The organism is Burkholderia sp. MS389 (assembly GCF_016899425.1).
Lineage (GTDB): Bacteria > Pseudomonadota > Gammaproteobacteria > Burkholderiales > Burkholderiaceae > Burkholderia > Burkholderia sola.
This window is the reverse complement of sequence record NZ_CP045995.1, coordinates 830,154-856,792: the sequence shown is the minus strand read 5'-3', so window position 1 is coordinate 856,792 and position 26,639 is coordinate 830,154. Positions and strand designations below refer to the sequence as shown.

General features: G+C 66.2%; 19 protein-coding genes. 11 read left to right on the top strand and 8 right to left on the bottom strand.

The features are described 5' to 3' along the window. The first annotated feature begins 77 nt into the window (after positions 1 to 77). Positions 78 to 1,637 (top strand): methyl-accepting chemotaxis protein, encoded by a 1,560-nt coding sequence (locus GJG85_RS20210; RefSeq protein WP_089489478.1) that lies wholly within the window; start codon positions 78 to 80, stop codon positions 1,635 to 1,637. A 160-nt stretch (positions 1,638 to 1,797) separates the two neighbouring features. Here GJG85_RS20210 and GJG85_RS20205 read toward each other — a convergent pair whose 3' ends face one another. The 5 genes from GJG85_RS20205 to GJG85_RS20190 all read right to left on the bottom strand — a co-directional run bounded on the left by GJG85_RS20205 (position 1,798) and on the right by GJG85_RS20190 (position 6,262). Continuing rightward, a complete protein-coding gene (locus GJG85_RS20205; protein ID WP_239468978.1) occupies positions 1,798 to 2,169 on the bottom strand; it encodes a hypothetical protein in 372 nt (123 codons plus the stop codon). Positions 2,170 to 2,195: 26 nt separating this feature from the next. Then, positions 2,196 to 2,945 (bottom strand): DUF6402 family protein, encoded by a 750-nt coding sequence (locus GJG85_RS20200; RefSeq protein WP_275564762.1) that lies wholly within the window; start codon positions 2,943 to 2,945, stop codon positions 2,196 to 2,198. Further along, positions 2,836 to 3,414, bottom strand: a complete 579-nt coding sequence (locus tag GJG85_RS35245) for a DUF6402 family protein (protein WP_275564761.1) — start codon at positions 3,412 to 3,414, stop codon at positions 2,836 to 2,838. The genes GJG85_RS20200 and GJG85_RS35245 overlap by 110 nt, the downstream gene beginning before the upstream one ends. A gap of 196 nt (positions 3,415 to 3,610) precedes the next feature. Next, a complete protein-coding gene (locus tag GJG85_RS20195; protein WP_204384318.1) occupies positions 3,611 to 5,284 on the bottom strand; it encodes an ATP-binding domain-containing protein in 1,674 nt (557 codons plus the stop codon). Positions 5,285 to 5,407: 123 nt separating this feature from the next. Then, complete coding sequence (locus GJG85_RS20190) at positions 5,408 to 6,262, bottom strand: helix-turn-helix domain-containing protein (protein ID WP_050011883.1); 855 nt, start codon at positions 6,260 to 6,262, stop codon at positions 5,408 to 5,410. 487 nt (positions 6,263 to 6,749) lie between these two features. Here GJG85_RS20190 and GJG85_RS20185 point away from each other — a divergent pair, with 487 nt between their 5' ends. Next, positions 6,750 to 6,959 carry a hypothetical protein gene (locus tag GJG85_RS20185; RefSeq protein ID WP_027780901.1) on the top strand — a complete coding sequence of 70 codons (210 nt, stop codon included), beginning with the start codon at positions 6,750 to 6,752 and terminating at the stop codon, positions 6,957 to 6,959. 176 nt (positions 6,960 to 7,135) lie between these two features. Beyond that, positions 7,136 to 7,411 (top strand): hypothetical protein, encoded by a 276-nt coding sequence (locus tag GJG85_RS20180; RefSeq protein ID WP_050011882.1) that lies wholly within the window; start codon positions 7,136 to 7,138, stop codon positions 7,409 to 7,411. 118 nt (positions 7,412 to 7,529) lie between these two features. Here GJG85_RS20180 and GJG85_RS20175 read toward each other — a convergent pair whose 3' ends face one another. Next, positions 7,530 to 8,177, bottom strand: a complete 648-nt coding sequence (locus tag GJG85_RS20175) for a hypothetical protein (protein WP_050011881.1) — start codon at positions 8,175 to 8,177, stop codon at positions 7,530 to 7,532. A gap of 598 nt (positions 8,178 to 8,775) precedes the next feature. Between GJG85_RS20175 and GJG85_RS20170 the strand changes: the two genes are divergently transcribed. Next, positions 8,776 to 10,110, top strand: coding sequence for an FAD-binding oxidoreductase (locus GJG85_RS20170; protein ID WP_089489476.1), 1,335 nt, complete (start codon positions 8,776 to 8,778; stop codon positions 10,108 to 10,110). A 60-nt stretch (positions 10,111 to 10,170) separates the two neighbouring features. Further along, complete coding sequence (locus GJG85_RS20165; protein ID WP_089489475.1) at positions 10,171 to 11,265, top strand: potassium channel protein; 1,095 nt, start codon at positions 10,171 to 10,173, stop codon at positions 11,263 to 11,265. A gap of 119 nt (positions 11,266 to 11,384) precedes the next feature. Here the strand turns inward: GJG85_RS20165 and GJG85_RS20160 are convergent, their stop codons facing one another. Both GJG85_RS20160 and GJG85_RS20155 read right to left on the bottom strand, forming a co-directional pair. Next, on the bottom strand, positions 11,385 to 12,572 hold the full coding sequence (locus GJG85_RS20160) for a GGDEF domain-containing protein (RefSeq protein ID WP_089489474.1): 1,188 nt from the start codon (positions 12,570 to 12,572) through the stop codon (positions 11,385 to 11,387). A gap of 174 nt (positions 12,573 to 12,746) precedes the next feature. Continuing rightward, complete coding sequence (locus GJG85_RS20155; protein ID WP_050011877.1) at positions 12,747 to 13,655, bottom strand: LysR family transcriptional regulator; 909 nt, start codon at positions 13,653 to 13,655, stop codon at positions 12,747 to 12,749. A gap of 143 nt (positions 13,656 to 13,798) precedes the next feature. Here GJG85_RS20155 and GJG85_RS20150 point away from each other — a divergent pair, with 143 nt between their 5' ends. The 6 genes from GJG85_RS20150 (at position 13,799) to GJG85_RS20125 (ending at position 26,621) form a co-directional block, all read left to right on the top strand. Further along, positions 13,799 to 14,671, top strand: coding sequence for an NAD(P)-dependent oxidoreductase (locus GJG85_RS20150; protein WP_050011876.1), 873 nt, complete (start codon positions 13,799 to 13,801; stop codon positions 14,669 to 14,671). 54 nt (positions 14,672 to 14,725) lie between these two features. Then, entirely contained in the window at positions 14,726 to 16,243 is a 1,518-nt protein-coding gene (locus GJG85_RS20145) for an aldehyde dehydrogenase family protein (protein WP_050011875.1), read from the top strand. A 48-nt stretch (positions 16,244 to 16,291) separates the two neighbouring features. Continuing rightward, a complete protein-coding gene (locus tag GJG85_RS20140) occupies positions 16,292 to 17,626 on the top strand; it encodes a DUF3100 domain-containing protein (RefSeq protein WP_050011874.1) in 1,335 nt (444 codons plus the stop codon). Between the two features lie 69 nt (positions 17,627 to 17,695). Continuing rightward, the gene (locus GJG85_RS20135; RefSeq protein ID WP_124592887.1) at positions 17,696 to 18,886 is read left to right on the top strand and encodes a M20 aminoacylase family protein; all 1,191 of its coding nucleotides are present in this window, start codon (positions 17,696 to 17,698) and stop codon (positions 18,884 to 18,886) included. A gap of 562 nt (positions 18,887 to 19,448) precedes the next feature. Beyond that, positions 19,449 to 23,837 carry an autotransporter domain-containing protein gene (locus tag GJG85_RS20130; protein WP_204384317.1) on the top strand — a complete coding sequence of 1,463 codons (4,389 nt, stop codon included), beginning with the start codon at positions 19,449 to 19,451 and terminating at the stop codon, positions 23,835 to 23,837. A gap of 651 nt (positions 23,838 to 24,488) precedes the next feature. After that, a complete protein-coding gene (locus GJG85_RS20125) occupies positions 24,489 to 26,621 on the top strand; it encodes a polysaccharide deacetylase family protein (protein ID WP_124631048.1) in 2,133 nt (710 codons plus the stop codon). Positions 26,622 to 26,639 lie beyond the last annotated feature (18 nt).

Sequence of the window (26,639 nt, the reverse complement as noted above, 5' to 3'; positions counted from 1 at the left end):
AGTTTTTTGCAGGCAAACCGTAATACAGAGGGCCGCGGACCGATTGCCGCGGCATTTTTCATCGCTCACGTGCCGTCATGAACCTGAACGCCCTGTTTTCCCGTTTCTCGATCCGTACGCGGATTTTCTCCACGCTCGGCCTCGTCGCCGCGCTGCTCGTCGTGTCGGGGCTGATCGGCCTCGCGGGCATGCAGAGCTCGAACCGCGCCCTCGACGAGGCTTACACGCGGCAACTGGCCGCGAAGACCGCGCTGTCCGCGGCGAGCCTGAACCTGACGATCGTGCGCACCACGCTCGACCGCGCGCTGCTGCATCCGGAAGCGGCGGAGGTGCCCGAGCTCGTCAAGAAGGCCGAGGGTTATTTGTCGAAGGCCGACACGGCGTGGCGCAACTACGCGGCGATGCCGCACGGCGACGACGAAGGCCCGCTCGCGAGTCGCCTCGATGCCGCGCGCCAGGCGCTGATCGGACAGGCGCTGAAGCCGATGATCGATGCGATTCGCGAAGGGCGGCGCGACGAAGCCGACCGGTTGCTGATGACGGTCGCGCCGCCGCTGTCGGTCGCGCTCACGCAGGCGACCGACGCGCTCGATGCGTACCAGGCCGCGCGCGGCAAGGACGTGTACGACACCGCGCAAACCTATTACGGCTGGATGCGCATGGGCGCGATCGCGGGCATCGCATTTGGGCTTGCCGCGTGCCTCGGTTGCGCGATCGGCCTGCATTTCGCGATCACGCAACCGGTGAATCGCCTGCTGTCGCATTTCCGCCGGCTGTCGGACGGCGATCTCACGTCGGAAGTGCACTGGTCGTCGCGCGACGAGATGGCCGAACTGGTCAACGGCGTGACCGGCATGCAGCGCAGCCTCGCGGATACGGTGCGTCAGGTGAGCCAGGGTTCCGAAGCGATCTCGACGGCGACGCACCAGATCGCGGCCGGCAACACCGACCTGTCGCAGCGCACCGAGGAGCAGGCGTCGGCGCTGCAGGAGACGGCCGCGAGCATGGAGCAGCTGACGGCCACCGTGAAGCAGAACGCGGACCACGCGCTCGAGGCGCAGGCCTGCGCGGACAGCGCGAGCGAGATCGCGACGCGCGGCGCGACGGTCGTCGGCGAGGTGATCGGCACGATGAACGAGATCGACCGCAGTTCGCAGAAGGTCGCCGACATCATTGGCACGATCGAAGGCATCGCGTTCCAGACCAACATCCTCGCGCTGAATGCGGCGGTCGAGGCCGCGCGCGCGGGAGAGCAGGGGCGCGGCTTCGCGGTGGTCGCGGGCGAGGTGCGCACGCTGGCACAACGTTCGGCGTCCGCGGCGAAGGAAATCCGCACGCTGATCGGCGAATCGGTCGAGCGTGTCGCGACCGGCTCGCGGCTCGTCGGTACGGCCGGCGCGACGATGCAGGACATCCAGCAGGCGATCGGGCGCGTGACGGGCATCATGACGGAGATCGCGGCCGCATCGAGCGAGCAGCGCGACGGGATCGAGCAGGTGAACCGCGCGGTGTCGCAGATGGATCAGGTGTCGCAGCAGAACGCGGCGCTCGTCGAGCAGGCGGCCGCAGCGGCCGCGTCGCTCGAGGAGCAGGCGGATGGGCTGCGTCGCGCGGTGGGGGCGTTTCGGGTGGCTTGAGCGTGACGAGGTGAATTGCCGCGGACCTGTGGGCTGATGCGACCTGTTTCGCGGGTTGGTCGATGCTCTCGTCGGTGATCCGAGCGAGCAGTCTGTCCAGAAACAAAGCCCCGCTAGCGGGGCTTTGTTTCTTATAAATCAAAAACTTAGGTTGTAACCCTTAAAACAAAGGCAATCTGGCGCGAAGCCAATCCCACTTGGAGGGAGGGATCATCAGATGTTTTTTTATATTCGATTCATCGGTCAAGTCGATATAGCGAACCAGGTTGCCCTCGTAGCGCAGGGGCGGGTGAGAGCTATCTCCGTGATACCAGTTGACGGAGAAATATCGTCTCGCAAGAAGCTCGCCATTTTCACTAAACACGCTTAGTTCGATGTTGTCGTCGGTCGCGTCCTGATCATTCCCGCCAGTGCCACACAGCTTGAATCGATACCAAACGCCATTCATGTTTTTTTTGCCGCCATCCAATGTATCCGCGCGATCATAGAAATCGCATCGTCCGTAGGCGGGGCGACTGAAATGAATGATCAAACCTGCGCATATGTAAATGGCAATGGTTAGGCCAATGTATCTGATGGCTCTATTCGGCATATTTCACCAAGATTAAGGTCGATCGGCTTATTCAGCTTAAAATAGACTGGCTTTGAATATATCATGAAGTCTCTGCCTCTGTGATGCCTCTCTCTCCAGCGACTGTAATCTGCGTTGTAGATCGGAAAGTAAACGTCGGGCCTTTTGAATTTTCCGAACATGCTTCTTCGGGTGTCGACTGGTTTGTTGATATTTTTTGACCAAATATCAATGTCGAATTCTCGCCTTGGCGATCCTGATCCGGTGAGAAGCGACCCTGTCGCAATGATCACTCCATGTTTGTTCCAGTGGCCTAAATATTGTTTTCCGTTGAATGAGTAGTTGTCTTTCACGTAAACATAGATGTGCGTAATTTTCCCCGTGGCGCTTAGGCAATAAAAGGTGCTTGATTTTTCATATTTGAAGTATTTTTCACTGGAAATTTCGACGTTTCCAATGGCCGCATAAATATTAAAATTGGCCAATGCCCCTGTGAGATCCGTCGGGGAAAGGTTTTTCAGGGTGTCAAAATTACCTATTTTAGATAGTTGAAATTGCCAATTGTTGTGAAATTTTTGAAAATTTCCTATAAACGACGAGGTGTTGAAATTGAATGTCGAATTTCTGTCAAAAAAATAGCTCTTTGACAAAGGACTTCGTGATGTCTGTTGCTGTGCGTATGGAGCGCTCGCTGTAAATATCGCTCTCAAGAAGTTTCTCGTATTTTTCCCTGACATTTCCGAATTTCAACACCCAATCAAGGGTAACGTCATCGTTATTCATCGGCTGGACCGACGTTGGATCGTCATTGTAGGTATGCGCCGCGCCCGCAAACCAGATTCGCGCAAGCCTGGCTGAAACCTTCCAGCCGAGATTGTCCATCGCAATCGGCACGTCCTGGAGATCGAAAGGCGGCGGGTTTTCGCAAACTTCCGACTCCGCCTGCGTCGGCGGTTCTTTGGTTCTTGCCTGATCGGTTTGCGGCGGCGGTCGAGGTGGCGCAGGAGGCTTCGGGGCATTCGAAGGCCCGGAAATCGCTTTCGGAGGCGGTGGCGGCGGCTTTTCGCCCGGTGCAAGCCGGTCGATCGATACGCTCCTTTGCGTATCAAGCGGAACGCACCCTTGGGAACCCTTGTATTCCCTCAACTCCGATCCGAACAATCCCTTTGTCGGTTTGTAGTACGGCAGTTTTTTCACGTCGGCCATGGGCTATTCCGTTTGCAACGAATGGCCTGGCATCGTAAAAGCCGGCTGCAAACGGACAAACCGTCAGGATGGCCTTAACAGGTCGAAACGAGCGTGGACAAGGGTCCGGAGCATCGAGAAATGTGCCCGATTGTGTCAACGGCCCCGATATCGAAGAGTGTCCCCGAAGCGGACAGGCGTTCGCCCGCCCGCCGCGTCAACCCGCGGCGTCCGCGAGTTGCGCGGCCGCGCGCGACGACGCGACGATCAGCAGCTTCATCGTCGCGCGCGTCGCGCCGACGAACAGCTTGCGCGCGGCACGCGCGTCGAGCGTGTCGAAGTCGACTTCGGTGAGGATCACGCACGGCGCCGACTGGCCCTTGAAGCGGTAGATCGAATCGAGCAGCACGTCGCCTTCGCGATACTCAGGGTTGCCGAACAGGTCGTACTTGCCGGTGAAGCGCTTGATCCGGTGTGGGCCGAGCTGGTCGAGCGGCGCGAGCACCGAGCCTTCGCGGCCGCGGTACGACAGCACCGCGATGTCCTGCTTGCGGAAGCCGAGTGACAGCGCCTGCGTGATCGCGCGCTTGGTCGCGTCGATGCAGGCTTGCGCCAATGCGTCGCCCGACGCGCCGTCTTCTCCGTATGCCGACACCGACGGATCGGAGCCGTCGAACGGGCTGCCCGAGCGCAGTTCGGCCGCGAGCGGCTCGACGCGGCCGACGACGTCGCGCACGAAGTCGAGCAGGTCGCGCGGGTTGCGGTAATTCGTGAGCGCCTTCAGCGTGACCCAGCCGGGCAGCGCGACGGGTTCGCGCATGTACAGGTTCTGCAGCGGATCTTCCAGCCACCACCATGCGGCGTTCGGCGCGAGCAGGCGCTCCAGCGCGGCCGCCCACGGCGCATGGAAATCCTGCCCTTCGTCGACGATCAGCACGTCGAAGCGCCAGCGTTCGGGAATCGGCGCTTGCGCGAAGCGCGCCTCGAGCCGTTCGAATTCGCCGGGTACCTGGAAGTCGGGCGTATAGCCGCTGTCGCGCGCGACCCAGTCGCACAGCTGGTGGTAGTTCGCGATCTTCGCGCCGGGCGGCGCGATGCGCGCGATGTAGTCGGCGAGCGGCCGGTTGAAGCAGACGTAGAGCACGCGCTGGCCGCCCGCGACGGCGTCGCGCATCACCTGCACCGCGAGCTGTGTCTTGCCCGACCCGGCGGTGCCCGTGATGCGCAGCCGGAACGGCGTGAAGTCGAGCTGGCGTGCCCATGCGGCGAGCCCGCCCGACAACCGGGTGACGAGCGTGCCGGCCTGCCCGACGAGCGCGCTCGTGTCGGGCGTGAGCGCGAGCTCGTCCGCGAGGAAATGGTGGAGCTTCGGCGCGTTCGGAAAGGGTTCGTCGTTCTCGGGCAGGATCTGCAGGATCACCTGCGCCAGCTGCGCCTTGCGCGACGCATCGACGATGCGGTCGGGCGCGACGCCCGCGATCGACGCGTCGCGGATCGCGTAGTCGGGGCAGTACAGCAGCGCCTCGACGCCGTAGACGCCCGCGCCGAGCGCGGCCGTCAGGCGCCGATGCAGCGTTTCCTGCGTGCGCGCGAGCTGGATCGGGACATTGCGCTCCTTCTGCAGGTAGACCTTCACGAGCCCTTTCGGGGTTTCGCGCAGGAAGCCGGCCTTCTGTTCGATCAGCAGCACGCGGCCGGCCGGGCTCACGACGACGAACGCGGCTTCGCCGAACACCGAGAACGCCTGGTCGGCGCGCGTCCAGTGGACGCCGTGATACACGGTGTAGCCGTCGGGCAGCGCGTGTTCGAGCGCGGCGAGCGTTTCGCGCTCGCGTTCGGCCGCGCCGGTCGCGGCGAGGCTTTTCCAGTCGTCGGGGATGAGGCGGGCCATGGAGTCGTGCGCCGGATGCCGGCGTGGGCGTGAACGGGTGCGGTTATTGTACTGAGGAACCCGTTCATGCCCGCGGCGCCGCGCGTGCGTTGGCCCTTCGACGGGCGGCCGGCCCGGCGGACGTCAGCCGCGCGCGAGCCGCTTCGCGAGATCGGCGCTGAGGATCGCCATGCGCGCGGGTTTTTCGTAGCACACCACGTCGAACGCGCGGATCACTTCGCTGATGTCGGCTTCGCTCGCGCGGCCGGTGAGCAGGTCGCCCGTCAGCACGAAAATCGGCGCGCCCGGGTTGTCGGACGTGCGCACGGCCTTGATCGCGGTGGCGGCCGTGCCGTCGTCGAACAGCCATTCGGTCAGGACCGCGTCGAAGGCCTGGCCCTGCAGCGCGTCGACGAACGCCGCGAGGCCGTCGAACGCGGCCGTCGCGAAACTTTGCCGTTCGAGATAGCGGCACAGCTCGGTCGCGCTGACGCGATCGGGATCGATCACCGCGACGACGAGCTTGTCGCTCTCCGCGCGGCGGGGGTAGATCTCGATCTTGTGCACGTCGTACGCGTTCTGGTACAGCACGCCGGTATGGCGCAGCACGCGCCAGCGGCCATTCTGTTCGTACGCGACGAACTCGGGGCGCGCGCCGGCTTCGAGCGGTGCGCCGATCCAGGCGGTGCACGGAATTTCTGCGACGCCCGCATACAGGACGGCTTCCTGCGAATAGGCGCCGACCATGCCGGGGTCGAGCGTTTGCGCGCCGAACAGCTGGGCGGCGGGCTCGCCGTACGCTTCGGCGACTTTCTTGATCTGCGCGAGCGTCCAGGGGCTGCTGCCGCGCAGTTTGCGGTGGCCTTGCGAGAAACTCAGATCGAGGATGCGGCACAGCTCGGTGGTCTGCTGGCGCTTGCCGATGCCGTTGCGGGTCATCAGCTCGCGCACGCGCTCGGCAACCGCGAGGGAATCCGTGGTGATTGCTTCAGTGGTCATGCTACGGGAACGGATCGTGACGTTCAGAACGACGCCTTGCGGCAGTCTCGGCGGACAGTCTTCATGACGTCCAATGGCGAGCCGACCGGCCACGCACGGAAAAGATAACTTTACCGCAAAATGGTCGCCATTCAGTGTGGTGAAAGGTGCGTTTGTGTGAAAGGTGTGTCATGAAGTTACGTTCGGCCTGCCGCGGCGCGTGCGCGAAAAGGTGCGTTCGGCAGCTCCGCGTCGGGATTGCTACGGACGGGAGGCGATTCCGCACGAGGCGGCAGGTAATCGCCGCGCCATGCACCAACGCGGGGCGCGTCCTTGCCCTGACCGAGGTATTCGCCCCATTTTTGAAGGATATCGCGCGACGGCCGCTGACGCCTTTGCAGGACGAGCGATTGACTGTTTCCTCTAGTGAAACCAACGTGGATACACTTTCGGGCGTCAGCGCAACTGCGTGCTACGATTTTTGCCGTCTCAAAAAAGTGTTGAACCGATGCAGAAGAAATTCTTGATGCGCGGATACGAAATGAACTGCGAGCCGCGCGTGACGGAGGCCGGCAAATACGCCGCGCAGGTCGAGGTCACGAAGGTGGGTTTCAGCCGTGAGGCTGCGTTCCGTAAGCTGGGTGAGTTCGAGACCGAAGCCGAAGCGGTCGCGTACGCGAGACAATTCTCCGAAGAGTGGCTGAGTCGCTATGCGTAGCGCGGCGCGTGCGCATGCCCGTGCCCGTGCAAAGACGGCATCGGGTTGACCGGTGCGGCGCCCCGAACGGCCGTCATTCCTGCCTGAAGATTGCGAATGCGTTCGGAAATTTGTAGATTGACGACTCCTGTTGTGAGGTATCGATCGTCCGAAGGCAACGCAATTGGAGACTGCGAATGTCCACTTTGTGCATGCAGACCGTCGTTCACGGCAAAACTGTCCAGATCGTGCTGTCGCCCGAGCGGCGTACCGCCAGGATCGACATCGTCGATGACGAAACCGGCAGCTATCCGCCCCGCACGATGAGCATCGAGCGGTACGTCAATGCCGGCATGGCCGCCGACGAAATCGCGCGGCATGTTCTCGAGGTCGTCGCGATGTCGATCGAGCAGCTTGCGAGGCTGCAGCCGTTCGACCGCACGGCAGGCACCCAAGCGCGCTATTCGCACTGACGGCGCTTGCATGGCGGCGGCGCCCGTGGAGATCGAGACGCCCGCCTCAATGGCCGTGTGGTTGATCCAGCGCTGCCATGTCGCCGTGGCGCCGATACGGATGGATTGCGCGTTCGCGCTACGCCGGCATATACATGAACGGCTCGCCGTCCTCCCGCTCGACGGACAGCAGCCGCTGGAGCTGATCCAGCGCGAACAGCCGTTTTCCATCCGCCGCGGCTTCGGCGATCGCCGCGTCGACCAGCTTGCGCGCCCGCGCAAGGATCACGGAGCGCTGACGCGCGATCTCGAGCACCATCCGTTGTTCGACGTTCTGCCGATTCGATTGCTTGTCGCTCAGGTGGCGCCAGCGATCGCGAAGCTCGGCCCAGGTGATGCGCTGAAATTCCGGAATCGTGCTCGGCAGCGTGCCTGCCTCGGCCGGCTCGGGCTGCCCGCGCAACGCGCAGCGCAGCGACGCGCGCGCACGCCATTCGTCCGAAAACGGCGCATACACGTCGCGCGTGCGCCCGATCGGGTTGGCACGCTCGATCTCCTTGTCGAGCAGGTAGCCGAGCCGCCGGAGCGCGGACCCATGCGCGAGCATGTCCGGATCGAGCACGCGGATGCGGCGCGATGCGTCCGCGACGTGGGCTTTCAACTCCCACAGCGTCAGGCGAAGGTGCTGCACTTCGAGGATCAGGCGCTGTACGTCCGCGTAGGTGCACTTCGTCCACCATTCGGTGAGGTCGTTCAGCTTCGGGGGATCGAATGGGGGGAGGATCATTTTTACTGCGATGATACTGTATGGATATACAGTTTATCTCGCGGCGGTCCGGGGTCGTCAAGCCGAAAAAACAGGGCCGGTCGATCGCGCCGGATCGGCCGCTGCTCGGGTAGCCGGAAGCGATTGCCGCAATTGCTTGTTGACCGGCGCCGACCGCGCATGACATGGCTAGATGCCCGACATGGAGCGGGCATGGTTTGCCGTTGCATTGGCAGTCCTGATTGAATAAAAAACGCCGAATGTTTGAGAGGACGATTGCATCGAGCGTCGAGCCCATTCGAAGCAGCCGTTCGCGTTGCGCTCCGCGGCTTCGCATCGTCGAATGGAATTTCCGCAACGGCGTTGGGTGTGGGCGCGCCGGTGTCGGTCGACGTTTTCATCGCTACCGGTATCGATGCGCAAGCGACGGCAACCGTCAATGCAATGCGCGGCTCCGGCGCCGTGGCTTCGGCAGACCCGCGCGACCGCCGTCGGCGTCAATGCGATGGTGGGCCTCGACGGGATGGCCGAATGACGGTTTCCCGCCATTTATCGCTTCATGCGACGACGTTGCCGCGATAAGCTTTGCCGGCCATGCATTGACACTCGACAGAAAACAATGACCACCACCTATCCGCTGCACGACGCATTGAGCCACGCCGATACGGCGTTTCCGCCCGAAGCCGACGTCGTGATCGCCGGCGCCGGCATCATGGGCTGCGCGGCTGCTTACTACCTCGGCCTGCGCGGCCTGAAAGCCGTCGTGCTCGACAAGTCGCGCATCGCCGGCCAGCAATCGACGCGCGCGTGGGGCTTCGTGCGACAGCAGGGACGCGAATCCGCCGAAGTGCCGCTGATGATGGCCGGCATGCGGATCTGGGAAGGCCTGGAGCAGGCGCTCGGCTTCGATCTCGAATGGCGGCAGGGCGGCTGCCTCTACATGGCGGACAACGAAGACGACTGGGCGTCGTTCCAGGCGTGGCTCGCCGTGGCGCGCGAGCACGGGCTCGACACGCGCACGCTGACGCGCGCGCAGATCGACGAACGCGTGAATGGGCTGTCGACGCACGCGCGTACCCTCGGCGGCTTGTATACGGCGACCGACGGGCAGGCCGAGCCGCGTCGCGTGGCCGCCGCCTTCGCGGCGCGCGCGACCGAGGCCGGCGCGCGTTTCTTCGAAGGCTGCGGCGTGACCGCGATCGAGACGGCCGGCGGCGCGGTCGTCGGCGTCGCGACCGAACGCGGCACGATCCGCACGCGGCGCGTGATCTGCGCGGCCGGCGCGACCAGTTTCCGGCTACTCGACGGCGTCGGCATCCGGCTGCCGCAGCAGGCCGTGCGCGGCACCTGCATGCGCACCAACGTGGTCCCGCCGGTGACGGCGGCGACGGTGTGGGGCCATGGCCTCGGCATCCGGCAGCGCAAGAGCGGCGCGATCAATCTCGCCGACGACATGCAGGTCGACGTCGATCTGACGCTCGGCCATTTGCGCGGATTGAGCCTCTTCTGGCCGCAATTCTGGTCGCAGCGCGACAAATTCCGGCTGCAACTGGGTGCGTCCGCGTGGCGCGACGTGCTCGCCCGCATCAACGGCTCGACCGGGCCGATCGAGCCGCGCGATCCTCAGCCGCAGCCGAATCGCACGCATGCGCCGCACGCGCTCGCGAAGCTCAAGGCGATCTTTCCCGCGCTGAAGGATGCGCAGATCGTCGAGGCGTGGGCCGGCCTGATCGACGTGTTGCCCGACGGCATCCCGGTGATCGATGCACCCGGCACGCCATCGGGGCTCGCGATCGCGACCGGGTTCTGCGGGCACGGTTTCGCGATGGGGCCGATCGTCGGCCGGCTGCTCGCCGAATGGATCGACACGGGCGCGCCGTCGCTCGACCTGTCGGCGTTTCGCGCAAGGCGTTTCGTCGACGGGACGATGGTGCGGCCGCGCAGCATGCTGTGACGGCCGGGCGCATGCGTTCCCGTCGTAGAATCGAGCCCGCATCCTTCAGGAGATTCCCCGTTGGCCACGCCATCCGATCAGCGCCGCTCGTTGCGCATGCGCCTGCGTCGCGCCCGCAATCCGTGGCAGGCGCCGCGTGCGCGCACGTTGTTCACACGCCCCGCGACGTCGCCGCGGCGCACGCTGCTGTTCCGTCTCGGCGCGGTCGTGCTGTTGTGCATGCTTGCGTTCCTCGTGCTGTATCTCGATCGCGACGGCCTGCGCGATTCGACCAAGAGCACGCCGATGACGGTCGCCGATCTCGTGTACTTCACGATGGTCACGGTCGCGACGGTCGGCTACGGCGATATCGTGCCCGTCACGGCGCGGGCGCGCCTGCTCGATGCGTTCTTCATCGTGCCGATCCGCATCGGCATCTGGTTCATTTTCCTGGGCACGGCGTATCAGTTCGTGATCCAGCGCGTCATCGAGGAATTCCGCATGAAACGCCTGCAGAAGCAACTGTCCGATCACATCGTCGTGTGCGGTTATGGCCTGTCGGGGTCGATCGCGGTGCGCGAGCTGCTGGAAAGCGGCGTCGATCCGGCGACGGTGATCGTGATCGATTCGCAGCAGCAAGCTCTCGAGGCGGCGACGTCGCTCGGCGTGACCGGATTGCTCGGCGATCCGGCGCACGAGGATCTGCTGCAGCAGGCGCAGGTGCGCGCGGCGAAGGCCGTGATCATTTCGGTGACCGACGATCCGACCGCGATCCTGCTGACGCTGTCGGTGCGCAGCATCGCGCCCGATACGAAGATCGTCGTGCGGATCCAGGAGAACCTGTACCAGCGGCAACTGCGGCAGGCCGGCGCGGATGTGATCGTATCGTCGACGAAGATCGGCGCGCTGCTGCTGGCGGATGCGGTCCATAGCCGCTACATCGTGCCGTTCGTCAACGACATGCTGTCGACGCGCGGGCGCGCGACGCTGCTGGAGCGCGAGGCGTTGCCGCATGAAATCGGCTGCCTGACGAACATCGTGCCGGGCGCGATCGTGATCGGGCTCGATCGCTGCGGGAAGATTTATTCGTTTTACGAGGATCCGCCGTGCAGGATCGAGGCGGGCGACACGCTGGTGGTGATTCAGTCGGCGCGGATTCCGGATCCGGATGTTTGAGGGCGTTTTGAGTTTTGATAACTCAATGGATTGACTGTTTTTATTTCAGCTGAATTGCCGGATATAGCCATCCTGGCCTGCAACGATATCCGGAGTCGGGCCGCAAGGGCTCCATTCTTTCAAAACACTGCTGCATGTCCGGTGTGTTCGCCCGTTGCGTGGACGAGACGATTTCCGCCGAGCGATTTTGCTCGATACAGTGCCTGGTCGGCAACCGAGAGCAAGTGGGTAAGCGAAGCCGTCTCATGATCCGACTCGGCCAGGCCAATGCTTACGGTAGCGCGAATGCGATTGCCGTCAGTGCCATGCGATATCGCCGCGAACCGGTTTGCGATGGTCTCTGCCACCGTTCTTGCGCGGTGGGTGTCGTAACCTGGCAGCAGCGCAGCGAATTCTTCGCCGCCGATGCGCGCGAGAACCACGCTCGTCTCTGCGTCGACAACGGATCGAACCGTATCCGCGAATGACTTCAATACCTCGTCGCCGGTTTGGTGCCCGAAGCGATCGTTAATTCTCTTGAATTGATCGAGATCAAATGCAAGGAGAGCGACAGGTAGCCGACGTATCCCGTGCTCGTGGATAACCCGGTCTCCCTCTTCGAAAAACAGCCGGCGATTCCCCAGGCGAGTCAAGTAATCGGTACGGGACTCCTGCAAGAGCTCGCCATGAATTTCTTCCCGTGTCAGGCGGAGCAACGTCATCGGCAAAATAACGGAATAAAGGACCCCTTCGTACATGGTGATTTTGCTGGCAATCGATTGTGCGCCGGCTCCAAAGACCGAGATCAGCCATGGCAGGGCGAATGCTCTGGTGGCATAGAACAGGGCGTGGATTCCCGTCACCGCCACCGCGACGCGTCGGGATTGAACCGCTGGAATGCCATCGCGTCGCGTGAGCTCGAAGGCCGTCATGGCGGAGACGAGCGCGATCGGGATTGCGCTGACATAGAGCCAGATGACCGTCTGAGAGGACGCTGTAGAGGCTGTCCATGTCAGCCCCATCAAGAGAAGCAAACCCGTTGAGCTTTTGACATACCGTCGGCCATTGAACATTGCCACGGCGTGCAGAACCAGCAGATAGCCACCCAGAATCACGAGGTTGCTCACGGCGGCGCCAGCGGCGCCCAGCAGTTCGCGCCGAAATGTCGCGAGTGCGCAGCCGCCACCGAGTGCCGCATATCCAATCGCCAGCATTCGCAGTTCGTTGCCGCGCTTGGGATGTGAAATATGTTCCCAGTACGTCATGGCGGAACTGGCAAGCAACGTTCCGATCGCCAGCAGGTAGAGGGTAGCTAGATCGACTGTCATTGCCGACGCCAAGGCGAGTCCCCGCCACGACGAGGAAAGGTTGAGGGAATACCGAGATAACGGCAGACGCGTCGAATTCTTGAAAAAAGTCCGGTCCGGATCGCCAGCGGCGAAAACCCGCGTTTCCGACAGGGGTGGTCAGGCGTCGCGAGGAGGAGTCGGGCCAGCCCCCCGCTAACGAAACGCCCGCATCTGCCCCGTCATCATCTGCAGCATCTTGTTCGCGGCCACCGACAGCTTGCGTCCCACGCGCGTGACCATGTGCGCCTCGGCGTTCTCGAGGATCGGATGCGCGATGTCGATCGCGAACAACTCCCTGGCCTGCAGTTCGGCCGTCACCGCGAACGCCGGCATCACCGCGATGCCGAGCCCCGATTTCACGAACTCCTTCAGGATCGCGAAGGAGTTGGTGGTGACGACCGGCGTGAGCCGCACGCGCTCCGCGTATTCCACGGCTTCCATCATTTGCCGCGTACCGTAGGACGGGTGAGTGGCCGCCAGCGGGTAGGTGGCGAGCTGCTGCACCGTCAGCACCTTGTGGCTGCGGCGCGGGAAGTCGGGGCCGACGATCGCCATCATCGGCTGTCGCTTCGACGCGCGCGACACCAGCTTGGGCTCGGCGGGCGGGTTGTAGACCAGGCCGATCTCGCCCTCGTCGTTCGAGATCTTGCGGATCACGTCGTTGGTGCTGCCCACGTCGAGGTTGACGCGGATCCCGGGGAACTGCCGGCAGAACTGCTGCATGGGCCCGGCCAGCAGGTCCGACACGAAGCCCTCGCCGAGCACCAGGCTGACCTGGCCCGTCTTCAGCCCGCGCAGCTCCTGCAGGCGCGAGATCAGGTCGTCGCGGTGCGCGAGCTGCTCGCGGAAATACTCGATCACGCAGTGTCCCGCCTCGGTGGGCGTCACGCCGCGCGCGTGGCGCTCCACCAGGGTGGCGTCGAGCTCCTTCTCCAGCAGCCCGATCTGGCGGCTCACGGCCGACGGCGCCACGTCGAGCCAGTCCGCCGCGGCGCGAATCGTGCCGCAGCGCACGGCCTCGTAGAAATAGACGATCCGGCTGTCGGTCAGGGTATCGCTCATGATTCGGGTGTTCTAAAAAAGAGAACAATATCAATATTGGCGTTGATTGATTATACGGGTCGCCGGACCGAACATCGTTGCCATGCAAGGCGGGTGCAAGCTGATGCGCCGGCCTCGAACCAACAGCTATCGGGAGTCGTCGGATGAAAACGGTGGGCGTGATCGGTCTGGGCAACATGGGGCGCGGCATGGCGGGTTCGCTGCGGCGCGGCGGCTACACGGTGCTCGGCTACGACGCGGCGCCCGGCGTGGCGCTCGCGCTGGCCGGGCAGGAAGTGCTGTCGGCGCGCGATTCGGTGGCCGGGATCGCGCGCGACGCCGACGTGCTGCTGCTGTCGCTGCCGACCTCGGCGGTGGTCGAGGCGGTGGTGCTGGGCGCGGGTGGCGTGCTCGAGAACGCAAAGCCGGGCAGCATCGTGATCGACACCACCACGGCCGATCCGGACAGCACGCGGCGCGTGGCGGCAGCCCTGGCCGAGCGCGGCATCGGCTTCGTCGACGGCCCGGTGAGCGGCGGCCCGAAGGGCGCGGCCACCGCCACCATGACGATGGTGCTGGGCGGCTCGGACAGCGATATCGCGGCCATCGAGCCGATCCTCGCGGCGATCAGCGCCAAGCGCGTGCATGTGGGCCCGGTGGGCGCCGGCCACGTCACCAAGCTGCTCAACAATCTGCTGACGGGCGTGCACTTGCTGGTCGCCAGCGAGGCGGTGCGCACCGCGCGCGCGGCCGGCGTCGATCCGGAAAAGCTGGTCGACGCGCTCAACGGCGGCTCCGGCCGCAACAGCGCGACGCTGACCAACTACCCGACCTGGATCTTCAACGGCAAGTTCGATTCCGGTTTCACGATGAAGCTGATGCGCAAGGACGTGCGGCTCGCGCTGGGCCTGCTCGACCAGTTCGACAGCGTCGCGCCGGTGGCGCGCGAGGCCGCGCGCGTGTGGGCCGCGAGCGAGGGTTCCGTCGCCGACGGCGAGGACTTCAACCGCATCGTCGACTTCGTCGATCCTGCCTGAGGCCGGGCAGCCCGCGCCACGATTCCGCTCGACCCACCTATACGGAAACCCGACATGACCCAGCACGCAGACCAGTTGCTTGCCGCCTTCGCCCATTTTTTCCCCGGTGCCGCCACGATCGGCTCGTATATCGACGGCGAACTCGTCGCCGGCCAGGGCGACACGATCCAGCTTGACGATGCGGCGACGGGCGAGGCCACGCTCGCCTATCGCGACGCCGGCGCAGCCGTGGTCGACCATGCCGCCGAAAGCGCGCGCCGCGCGCAGCGCGAATGGTGGGCGCTCACGCATGCCGCGCGCGGTCGCGTGATGCAGGAGGTGGCGCGCGCGATCCGCGCCGAGGCCGAGGCGATCGCGCGGCTGGAGGCGCTAGGCTCGGGCAAGCCGATCCGCGACTGCCGGGGCGAGGTGGCGAAGGTCGCCGAGATGTTCGAGTACTACGCGGGCTGGACCGACAAGTTCTACGGCAGCGTGATCCCGGTGCCGACCTCGCACCTCAACTACACGCGCCGCGAGCCGGCCGGCGTGGTGCTGCAGATCACGCCGTGGAATGCGCCGGTGTTCACTTGCGGCTGGCAGGTGGCGCCCGCGGTGGCGATGGGCAACGGCGTGCTGCTCAAGCCCTCGGAGCTGACGCCCTTCACGTCGCTGGCGGTCGCCAGACTCGGCGAGCGTGCGGGGCTGCCGCGCGGCCTGGTCAACGTGCTGGCCGGCTTCGGCCACACCGCCGGGCAGGCCGCGATCGCGCATCGCGTGGTCAGCAAAGTGGTGTTCGTCGGTTCGCCGGCCACCGGCGCGCGCATCGCCGAGGCCGCCGCGCGCCGCGTGCTGCCCTGTGTGCTGGAGCTGGGCGGCAAGTCGGCCAATATCGTGTTCGCCGATGCCGACCTCAAGCGCGCCGCGCTGACCGCCCAGGCGGCGATCTTCGCCGGCGCGGGCCAGAGCTGCGTGGCCGGCTCGCGTCTGCTGGTGCAGCGCGCCGTCTACGACGAATTCGTCGCGATGGTGGCGGCCGGCGCGAAGAAGATCCGTGTCGGCGCACCGCTCGACGAGGCGACCGAGGTGGGCCCGATCAACAATCGCAAGCAGTACGACCACGTGATGTCGATGATCGCGCGCGGCGTGGCGGCGGGCGCCACGCTTGCCAGCGGCTCGGCCGAGCGCGTCGGGGAAGGCCGCGGCGGCTACTTCGTGGCGCCCACCGTGCTGGCCGGCGTGTCGAACGCGATGGACGTGGCGCGCACCGAGATCTTCGGGCCGGTGGTGGCGGCCATCCCGTTCGACACCGAGGAGGAGGCGATCGCGATCGCCAACGACACCGACTTCGGCCTGGCCGGCGCGGCCTGGACTACCGACGTGGCGCGTGCGCATCGCGTGGCCGCGCAGGTGAATGCCGGCACCTTCTGGGTCAACGGCTACAAGACCATCAACGTGGCTTCCCCGTTCGGCGGCTACGGCATGAGCGGCTACGGCCGCTCGAGCGGGGTCGAGGCGCTGTACGAATACACGCAGACCAAGAGCGTGTGGGTCGAGACGGCCGAAGCGCCGCCCACCGCGTTCGGTTATTTGTAATCACCGGCCCGCATGCGACGGCAGCCGGGCTTCAAGGGGAGACTCGTCATGGAACACGCACTGGGTATCGAGCGCCGCGAGCTGGGCGGCGCGGCCACCGCCAAGGTCCTGCTTTACGCGGCCGGCATCCTGCTGGTCGCCGAATGGATCGGTTCGTTCACGTTCAAGCTCGGACCGGGCAAGGTCGTGCTGCTGCCGATGATCTGGGCGCTGCTGCTCGGCGCCGCGGTCGGACTGGCCAGCGCGCGCTGGAACAGCAGCGCGCGCCTGAGCGTGCCCGACCAGTTTTTCGCGGCCGCGATCCTGCAGCCGGCGCTGTTGCTGTTCGTCTCCAAGCTCGGGTTGATGGTGGGCAGCGCGCTGCCCAAGCTGGCGTCCGCGGGCTGGGCGCTGGCCTTCCAGGAATTCGGCCACTTCGTCGGCACCATCCTGCTCGGCCTGCCGCTTGCGTTGCTGCTCGGCATCAAGCGCGAGGCGATTGGCGCGACCTTCTCGGTGGGCCGCGAGCCGAGCCTCGCGATCATCGGCGAGAAGTACGGGATGGATTCGGCCGAAGGCCGCGGCGTGCTGGCCGAGTACCTGACCGGCACAGTGTTCGGCGCGGTGTTCATCGCCGTATTCGCGGGTTTCGTGAGCAGCCTCGGCATCTTCGATCCACTCGCGCTGGCGATGGGCTCGGGCGTCGGCTCGGGCAGCATGATGGCGGCCGCGTCGGGCGCGATCGCCGCGCAGCAGGACCCGGAGACGGCGAAATCGGTGCTCGCGTTCGCCGCGGCCAGCAACCTGATCACCACCACCATCGGTACCTACTTCACGCTGTTCATCTCGCTGCCGCTCGCGGTCTGGGGCTATCGCGTGCTGGAGCCGCTGATCGGACGCACCACCAAGGCATCGGCGCAGCCCGAGGCGGCCAGCCCGTCGCTGGGCGACGTGCGGACCGAGGCGCCCGCGCTCGGCTACGGCGGCAAGCTGCTGGCCTGGATCGTGACGGCCGCGATGGCGCTGGTGTGCGACTGGATCGCCCACGGCACCACCCCGCTGGCGGGACTGCCGGGCATCGCGATCATGGTGTGCGCGACGATCGTCGGCGATGCGCTGGCGCGTGTGACGGGGCGGCGGATTCCGGCGGTCTGCTGGGTATCGGTGGTGGCGATGTTCCTGACCTCGCCGTGGTCCCCGTGGGCATCGCAGATCGCCGCGCTCAGCTCGCACAACGATTTCCTCGGCGTGACCACGCCGATGCTGGTGTTCGCGGGGCTGTCGATCGCCAAGGACATCCCGGCCTTCCGCCGGCTCGGCTGGCGCATCGTGCTGGTGTCCTTCGTGGCCAATGCCGGCACCTTCATCGGCGCGACCCTGGTGGCGCAGCTGTTCCATATCTGATCCGATGCGTCGCGGCGCGGCCCGCCGCCGTGCCGCGACGCGACGACCGACAAGAGCGCTTCCTTCCGCATGACACTGATCGATTCCATCGTCGCGTACGCCGACGAACTGACGGCGATTCGCCGCGATATCCATGCCCATCCCGAGGTGGGCTACGACGTGTTCCGCACCGCCGAACTCGTCGCCGAGCGGCTCGAGCAATGGGGTTACGCCGTCACGCGCGGCGTCGGCCGCACCGGCGTGGTCGGCACCTTGAAGCGCGGCGGCAGCGCGCGCGCGATCGGCCTGCGCGCCGACATGGATGCGCTGCCCGTGCACGAGGCCAACACCTTCGCGCATCGTTCGACGGTGCCCGGCGCGATGCATGCGTGCGGCCACGACGGGCATACCGCGATGCTGCTGGGGGCCGCGCGCCATCTGGCGCGGCATGGCGAGTTCGACGGCACCGTGCAGTTGTTCTTCCAGCCGGCCGAGGAGGCGGGCGGCGGCGCGCGCGCGATGATCGAGGACGGCCTGTTCGAGCGTTTTCCGGTGGATGCCGTGTTCGGGCTGCACAACTGGCCCGGCATCGCGGCCGGCGATTTCGCGGTGCGGCCGGGGCCGCTGATGGCGTCGACCAGTCTGTTCCGGATCGACTTGCGCGGCGCCGGCTGCCACGCGGCCATGCCGCACCTGGGCCGCGATCCGGTGTTCGCGGCGGGACAGGTGCTGAGCGCCCTGCAGGGCATCGTCACGCGCAACCGCAATCCGATCGACGGCGCGGTGCTGTCGGTCACGCAGGTGCATGCGGGCGAGGCGATGAACGTGGTGCCGACCGATGCGTGGCTCGGCGGCACGGTGCGGACCTTCTCCGAGGCGACGCTCGACCTGATCGAGACGCGCATGCGCGCCGTGGCGGCCGCGACGGCCGCGGCCTTCGATTGCGAGAGCGAGGTGGATTTCCAGCGCCAGTATCCGGCCACCGTGAACGACGCCGGGCAGACGGCGGTGGCGGTGACGGTGATGCGCGAGCTGGTGGGCGACGCGCATGTGAACGCAGCCGTCGATCCGACCATGGCGGCGGAGGATTTCTCGTTCATGCTGCGCGAGAAGCCGGGTTGCTATGCATTCCTCGGGAACGGGGCGGGCGATCATCGCGTGCATGGGCATGGCGGCGGGCCTTGCCTGCTGCATAACGCCAGCTACGACTTCAACGATGCGTTGTTGCCGGTGGGCGCGAGTTATTTCGTGAAGTTGGTGGAGCGGGTTCTGGCGCGGTAGGGACGCGGTGGCGACTTTTCGGAGGCGATCGCCAACTTGGCGGCACCTCGTTCGCCGGTATCGGGCAACACGGCGACGAATTCCTCATCGCGTAGCGTGTGGCGAGATCGTTGCTCCGCCGCGTATGCGCGCGGATGCATCGAACATCGACCGAAAGCGCATGCAGTCACGCGTTCGAGCGCATGTCCGGACCTGCGCCGACGGCATATCGACGGGGGCAGCGAGCGCGGCCGCGTTTGACGCGAGCGTGACGCGAAGGCCGCGACGAAGCGATGATGATGCAAGTCAAGCATGGTTGCCCGGCTCGATCGCGAGGGGTAGTCGGCCGTGCTTTATCTTCCTCTCGCCCTTGGACAGTGGCGGCCCCGCGACAGCGCTGGATGTGTGTTCGCGGCAGGTGTTATATTGCGCGCGCATGCGCCCCGACCGATGAGCCAACACAATCAGTATCCGCGGACCGGCGCGCCATAGAAAGACAACAACGACGGGTCCGTCGCGCCACCGGTACAGCCTCTTCGTGACCAGCGCCAGGCCCATGGGTCTATGCACCGAGGGGATCGACATGAACCGGGTCTATCGGCTGGTCTGGAGCCGTAGCTTGCGTGCTCCGCAAGTGGTATCCGAACACACGAGGGCATCACACGGCGGAGTCGACGCCGGTCATGGCGCCACGCCCGCGCGCCGCTGCGCTTCCATCGCTTCCGTCGTTTCGATCGGCGTGTCGCTCGGCCTGGCCGGCGCGGCCGTCCCGGGTTGGGCCGTCACGTGCTCTTCCGGCACCATCGCGAATTGCAGCGCCCCCGGCGGCGCCGGCATCCCGGACCGAAGCGGCAACGGCGGCAGCGGTAACGGCGGTGGCGGGGGTTCCTCCACGTTGGGCGGCGGCTCCGCCACGGTCCAGGTTCCCGGCGGCCCCACGTCGGGCGGGACCGGCGGCACCGGCGCGACGAACGACAGCGGGCAGGGCGGCGTCGGCGGTGCACCCGCGGTGGTGCTTGCCGGCGATGCGGTGGTCAACGCGAACGCGCAAGGCGGCGCAGGTCAGGCCTTCGACGGATTCAATTTTGCCGGTGGCGCGGGCGGCGGTGGCGCGGGCGTGTATTCGACCGGCACCAGCGTGACCGTCAGCAACGGCGTGACCGTGCAGGGCGGCAGCGGCGGGAATGGCGGTGCCGGCACGTCGGGGCCTGCGTCGAACGGCGGCGGTGGCGGGGGCGGAGGCGGTGGGCTGGTCATGGTGACGCCGGCGGCCGACGTGATGAACCAGGGGACGCTCGTCGGCGGAAACGGCGGCACCGGGGGCGGCGGCGGAAACCCGGGCGGCGGAGGCGGGGGCGGCGACGGGCTGCTGACCTTGGGCCCCGGTTCGCAGGTAACCAATCTCGGGACCGTCGTCGGTGGCGTGGGCGGCGTCAGCGGCGGCGGCGCAAGCACGGCCGGCGCCAGCGGCGCGGGCGTCAACCTGGCTAGCGACTTCACCGTGCTGACCAACGTCGGCACGATCACCGGCGGCGCCGGCAACGGCGGGGCTGCCGGTGCCGGTGTCATCGCCAATGGCCGCGATGTCGTCGTCAACGGCGGCACGATCGCGGGCGGCTTGTACGCGGACGGCGTGACGCGCGCATCAGCCATCCGGTTCAACGGCGCGAACAATACGCTGCAGTTGGTCACCGGGTCCAACATCGTCGGTAACCTCGAGGTGACGGCCGGGGCGACGACCACCATCACCGCGGGCTCCGCGGGGCTCTCGTTGTCCAACCAGGTCACGCTCGGCGATGCCGCGTCCCGCGTGACCTTCGATTCCACCACGACCGACCTCGTGGTGTCAGGCGTGATATCCGGGGCGGGCAACGTCGCTGTGCGCGGTGGCCGAACGATCATGCTGACGGGAGACAACACCTATACCGGCGGCACCACGATCACCGCCGGCACGCTGCAGATCGGCAGCGGCGGGACCACGGGCTCCGTCGCCGGCGACATCGTCAACAACGGCACGTTGGCGTTCAACCGCAGCGACACGGTGTCGTATGGCGGCACGATCAGCGGGACGGGCAGCCTCATGCAGGCGGGGACCGGCACGCTCGCGATATCCGGCGTCGCCGGCTATGCGGGGAGCACCACCATCAACGCCGGCACGCTCGCGCTGATCGGCGCGGGCAGCATTGCTGCTTCCAGCGGAGTCGTCGCGAACGGCACGTTCGATATCTCGGGGACGACCGCGGGGGCGACGATCAATGCGCTGACCGGCACGGGCACGGTTGCGCTGGGCGACCGCACGCTGACGCTGGCCAATGCGGCCGGTACGTTCAGCGGCGCGATTGGCGGCACGGGCGGGCTGACGGTTGCGGGCGGTACGCAAACGCTGTCGGGCGCCAACGGCTTTACCGGTGCAACGTCGATCAACGCCGGTACGCTGGCGTTGACCGGTTCGGGCAGCGTCGCCGCGTCCAGCGGCGTCGTCAACAACGGCACGTTCGATATCTCGGGGACGACCGCGGGGGCGACGATCAATGCGCTGACCGGGACGGGCACGGTTGCGCTGGGTGACCGCACGCTGACGCTGGCCAATGCAGCCGGCACGTTCAGCGGCGCCATTGGCGGCACGGGTGGGCTCACCGTGGCGGGCGGCACGCAAACGCTATCCGGCGCCAACGGCTTTACCGGTGCAACGTCGATCAACGCCGGTACGCTGGCGTTGACCGGTTCGGGCAGCGTCGCCGCGTCCAGCGGTGTCGTCAATAACGGCACGTTCGATATCTCGGGGACCACCACCGGCGCGACGATCAATGCGCTCACCGGCAGCGGCACGGTCGCGCTGGGCAGCCGCACGCTGACGCTGGCCAATGCGGCCGGCACGTTCGGCGGGACCATCAACGGGACCGGTGGAGTGACCGTCGGCGGCGGTACGCAAACACTGTCGGCGGCGAATGCCTACACGGGCACCACCACGGTCAATGCCGGCACGCTGGCGCTGACCGGCGCCGGCAGCATTGCCGCCTCGAGCGGCGTCGTCGACAACGGCACGCTGGACATTTCGGCGACCACCTCCGGCGCCACGATCAACACGCTCACCGGCAGCGGCACGGTCGCGCTGGGCAGCCGCACGCTGACACTCGCCAATGCGGCCGGCACGTTTGGCGGAACCGTCAGCGGCAGCGGCGGGCTGACGGTTGCGGGCGGTACGCAGACGCTGTCCGGCGTGAACACCTATACAGGCGCGACGACGGTTAACGCGGGCACGCTCGCGTTGTCGGGCGCCGGTCGGCTGGCATCGTCCACGGCGGTCACGCTCGCCGGCCCCGTGGCCGCGCTCGACCTGTCCGCGGCCGGCAGCCAGACGGTCGCGCATCTGTCCGGCGTGGCAGGCAGCCGCGTGGTGCTGGGCGGCAGTGCGCTCACGCTGTCCGACGACTCGTCGCAAACCTTCGGCGGCAGTCTCGTCGGCACCGGCGGCCTGGTCAAACAGGGCGCGGGCATGCTGACGCTGAACGGTGTCAGCAACGCGTTCTCCGGCACGACGACGGTGGCGGGCGGCACGTTGGCCGTCGGCGACGCGGCGAATCCCGCCGCGGTGCTGGGTGGCAACGTCGTGGTGAATTCGCTCGGCGCGTTGCGCGGCCACGGCACGATATCGGGCGACGTCAGCAGCAGCGGCGTGGTCGCACCGGGCGGCTCGATCGGAACGCTGTCGGTGGGCGGCAACTATACGCAGGCGGCCGGCGGCACGCTGTCGATCGAGGTCAGCCCGACGGAAGCATCGCAACTGCGCGTAGGCGGCGCCGCGACGCTCGGCGGCACGTTGGCCGTTCTGTTCGATCCCGGCACCTATACGGCCCGCCGCTACACCGTGCTGAGCGCGGCCAACGGCGTGACGGGCCATTTCGCGACCGTCGGCACCACCACGGCCGGCGCGAATCTCGGCGCGTTGCAATCGTCGGTGGACTACGGCGCCAACGCGGTCGACCTGCTGCTCGCCGAGCCGACGGGGCCCGGTACGCCGGCCGGCCCGACGATCATCGCGCCGACCAGGACGTCGATCTACTCGGCGCTCGGCACGATGGCCTTGCTGCAGGCGCAGAGCGCCAGTTCGACGCTGCTCGGGCGTCTGGCGGCCCCGGAGGACGATGCGTCCGGCTCCCGCAACGTGTGGGCCGTTGCCAGCGGTTCCAGCACCAAGGTGGGCGGCACGAGCGGCGCGCCGGGCTTCCTCACGCACGCGTACGGGTTCCTGGCGGGCGGGCAGGGACGGCTCGGCGACGCCACCGTCGGTGCGGCCGGCGGCTACACGCACACCGCGCTGTCCGAAGACACGACAGGCGCATCGGGCGCCATCGACACGCTGCGCGTCGCGCTGTACGGCGCGCAGCCGATCGGCGCGGTCAACCTGTCGGCCACGCTCGGTTACGGTCTCGATTTCCTGTCGCAGAAGCGGCCATTCGGCAGCGCGGGTACCGCCGAAGGCGACCATCTCGGCCACGAATTCACCGCCGCTACGCAGGCCAGCCTGCCGATGGCGGCCGGCGGCTTCCGGTTCGCGCCGCACGTCGGGCTGCGGTATGCATACGTGCGCGGCAGCGGCTTCAGCGAGGACGGCGCCAACGGCCAGAACCTGCACGTCGGCCCCGACAGCGCGAGGAGCCTGCAGCCGTACGTGGGTGTGTCGCTCGCCAAGGCGTTCGGCGATGCCGTGCGCCCGGTCGACGTCCAGCTGCGCGTCGGCTATGCGCACGAGGTGCTGCGCGACAGTCGCGTCGTCCAGGTGCAGAGCCAGGACGGGACCGTGTTCGCGGCGCCGGGTACCGATCTGCCACGCTCGTTCCTCACCACGGGCGCCAGCGTCACGCTGCAGGCCGCCAAGACGACCACGGTATCGCTCGGGCTGGATGCGACGATCAATACGGGCCATGTGTCGGCGCAGTCGGCATATGTGCGCGTCAATTCCAGGTTCTGACCGCGTGGGAACAGGGATGGTGAAACGGGTCTTTCGATGTGGCGGGTTGTCCCTCGTCTTCAATCGATCGATGAACCGTCGTCAATTTCCTATGCTTCGCAGGTAGAACCGCACGCCGTGCAGGCGAGCCCGGCACGGCCACATGCGTGCCGAGCCGGTGTTGCACGGCGGAATCATTTTCCGTTGAATCCCCGCGCGCTTGCCGATGCCCGACAACGCAGGCAGCGATCGGAAGCCCCATCCGGCGCGGCGCCGAATAGCCTCACGTCGTCCATCGCGACGGTTCCCCCGGCCCCGCTTCATTACCCGCCACGTGCGCCGTATCGGCGCTGTAACGTTTTTGGCGCGATTTTCCCGTGCCGGATGCCCGGCATCGCCGCGGGCCGTCCCGACAACGCAGTCGCGAGACTGGCACGTTGTTCGCTTCACCGGGGGGCGGTAGGAACGATAGTCGCCATGCACTCCTGATCGTCCGACAAATCGACGCGCATGCGTCGCGGGGCGTCCGAAACACGGCACGTTCGCTCTGCGCCGCCAGCCGATGGCGCACCCCGATCCGGACGCGGACCGCTCGATCATGACGAGCGCAACGCGCACGCAGTGACGAGTCGAGCATCGGCTGTCATCCCACCTCCTACGGGGAGAGAAAAAATGTCGGCCAAGCCAATCCGGACCCTACGAGCGTTTCTGATCGTCTTTTCCGTTTGCCTGATGACGTTGGCACCCGGGCGGGCGAGCGCGTTGTCGAACCAGTTGCTGTTGCTGCTGCCGGACAACTTCACGTTGCCGGACCCGCGTGTGTCCGCATGGCTCGATTCCGCGGCGGAGGAGGGACTGCAGATCTCGCTGATCAGCGACACGCAATTCAAGCAGGGCGGCACGTCGCTGCAGCAGTACCAGGGACTCATCCTGCCTGACCAGGTGCATACGGTCGCCGACGATACGCTCGTGACCGCCATCCAGAGCTATGCGTTGAACGGCGGGCGCGTGATGCTCGTCTATGATTTCGGCGTACTGAACGCGACGGGATTCTATCCGGCCGGGCAATCGCGTTTCAGCTCGATGGCCGGCGTCAACTACGTGCTCTACGACACGCTCGGCGGGAACATGATCGGCCTCGGCAACGTGACCGGCATGGGCAGCACGTTGCGCGCGCTACAGATTCCTCCGGGGAAGTCGATGGCATGGCCGGGCTCGACGACGGCGGCGACCGCGTTGGCCTCAACCGCGTCGACTACATCGACCGGCTCGACGACGAACCCGTTGCTCTACCTGCAGCCGAGCCCGTCGAACCCGGGCGGGCTTGCCGGTTACAACCATCAGGCGTATTTCACGTACAAGACGGTCAACGGGCGCATGACCGGCGTGCCGCTGAATCTCGGGCGCGTGTCGGCCGGCGCAAAGGTCGGATCCGGATCGTACTCGCCGACCTCGACGATGCTGTCGCCGGTATCGACGGCGGTGAAGGGCGCGACGTCGTTCGCGACCGCGTCGCCCGCCGCGACGACCGACGTGCTCGAAGGCATCTCCGGCTACGTATACGGCTTCCTCACCTATCCGAGCTACGTCACGCAAGGCACGTATACCGGCACGACGCTGCTGACGTCGCCGAACTTCGGGCTCGTCGCCGGCTATCAGGCGTATGGAAACGGCGGCGTGATGTTCGTCAACCTGCCGCTCGCGTATCTCGACGGGCAAACCGACAGCATGCCGATCCACGGCTTCCTGCATTACTTCACGACGAACATCCTGTCGATGCCGCACCTGTCGCTGCAGCCGCGGGCGCAGGCCGGGATGGTCCTGAACTGGCACTTCTGTGCGCGAGATCAGATTCAGCCGGCGCAGTACCTGAAGAATTACGGCGTCTGGAACAGCGGCCCGTATTCGATCGTGATGACGGCCGGCCCTGACGACGTGACGATCGGCGACGGTCTCGGCATCAACCTGACGAACAATACGCAGGCGAAACAACTGGTCGCGTTCCTGCTCAAGCGCGGGCACAAGGTCGGCAGCCACGGCGGCTGGGCGCACGACTACTGGGGGGCGAACGCGAGCGAAACCAATGCGAGCACGTTCACGCAGTATCTGGTGCTGAACCACAATGCGGTTCAGTCGGTGACGGGCAAGCCGGACGTCGAGTGGGCGGCCCCGGAAGGCAATACGCCGACGTGGGCGGTGAACTGGCTCGAATCGAACGGCTACTCCGGCTACTACTTCACCGGCCATACCGGCAATGCGCAAACGCGTGCGTATCGCAACGGTTCGCTGCTGAATCCGGGCATCTGGGCGTTTCCGGTGATGCCGTTCGGCAAGTATGCGACGTTCGAAGAGTTCCAGGAGTTCGCGGTGCCGACGACGGACGTCCAGAACTGGTATCTGTCGCTGATGGATTTCGTCGTCGCGAACCGCACGAGCCGGTTGATCTACATGCACCCGCTGGGCGCGTCGTGGTATCCGAACGTCGTCACGACGATTCTCGGCTACGCCGCGTCGCTGGCGACGACCGGCCAGTTCAAGTGGTTCACGATGGATCAGCTCACGCAGTTCGACCGGCGCCGTCTGCTCGTGAACTGGACGGCGACCGATACCGGCACCAGCTGGACGTTCAGCGCGACGCAGCCGACCAGTCTGCAGGACATGACGTGGCTGTTGCCGAAGAGCACGTACCAGTTGCCGAGCGTGAAAAGCGGCAGCGCGACGGTCGTGAGCACCGATCCGGTCAACTGGCTGGTCATCGCGGGCTCGGGCAAGTCGCTGACGTTCACGAGCGCGAAGGTGCACTGACGCGCGCCGGCTCCTTTG

Excerpts from the sequence above, each read along its gene's own strand:
- GJG85_RS20160 (WP_089489474.1), bottom strand. The coding sequence starts at position 12,572 with ATGACAGTCGATCTAGCTACCCTCTACCTGCTGGCGATCGGAACGTTG.
- GJG85_RS20195 (WP_204384318.1), bottom strand. The coding sequence starts at position 5,284 with ATGGCCCGCCTCATCCCCGACGACTGGAAAAGCCTCGCCGCGACCGGC.
- GJG85_RS20150 (WP_050011876.1), top strand. The coding sequence starts at position 13,799 with ATGAAAACGGTGGGCGTGATCGGTCTGGGCAACATGGGGCGCGGCATG.
- GJG85_RS20125 (WP_124631048.1), top strand. The coding sequence starts at position 24,489 with ATGTCGGCCAAGCCAATCCGGACCCTACGAGCGTTTCTGATCGTCTTT.
- GJG85_RS20130 (WP_204384317.1), top strand. The coding sequence starts at position 19,449 with ATGAACCGGGTCTATCGGCTGGTCTGGAGCCGTAGCTTGCGTGCTCCG.
- GJG85_RS20185 (WP_027780901.1), top strand. The coding sequence starts at position 6,750 with ATGCAGAAGAAATTCTTGATGCGCGGATACGAAATGAACTGCGAGCCG.
- GJG85_RS35245 (WP_275564761.1), bottom strand. The coding sequence starts at position 3,414 with ATGGCCGACGTGAAAAAACTGCCGTACTACAAACCGACAAAGGGATTG.
- GJG85_RS20155 (WP_050011877.1), bottom strand. The coding sequence starts at position 13,655 with ATGAGCGATACCCTGACCGACAGCCGGATCGTCTATTTCTACGAGGCC.
- GJG85_RS20175 (WP_050011881.1), bottom strand. The coding sequence starts at position 8,177 with ATGATCCTCCCCCCATTCGATCCCCCGAAGCTGAACGACCTCACCGAA.
- GJG85_RS20170 (WP_089489476.1), top strand. The coding sequence starts at position 8,776 with ATGACCACCACCTATCCGCTGCACGACGCATTGAGCCACGCCGATACG.
- GJG85_RS20190 (WP_050011883.1), bottom strand. The coding sequence starts at position 6,262 with ATGACCACTGAAGCAATCACCACGGATTCCCTCGCGGTTGCCGAGCGC.
- GJG85_RS20135 (WP_124592887.1), top strand. The coding sequence starts at position 17,696 with ATGACACTGATCGATTCCATCGTCGCGTACGCCGACGAACTGACGGCG.
- GJG85_RS20140 (WP_050011874.1), top strand. The coding sequence starts at position 16,292 with ATGGAACACGCACTGGGTATCGAGCGCCGCGAGCTGGGCGGCGCGGCC.
- GJG85_RS20145 (WP_050011875.1), top strand. The coding sequence starts at position 14,726 with ATGACCCAGCACGCAGACCAGTTGCTTGCCGCCTTCGCCCATTTTTTC.
- GJG85_RS20200 (WP_275564762.1), bottom strand. The coding sequence starts at position 2,945 with ATGTCAGGGAAAAATACGAGAAACTTCTTGAGAGCGATATTTACAGCG.
- GJG85_RS20210 (WP_089489478.1), top strand. The coding sequence starts at position 78 with ATGAACCTGAACGCCCTGTTTTCCCGTTTCTCGATCCGTACGCGGATT.
- GJG85_RS20180 (WP_050011882.1), top strand. The coding sequence starts at position 7,136 with ATGTCCACTTTGTGCATGCAGACCGTCGTTCACGGCAAAACTGTCCAG.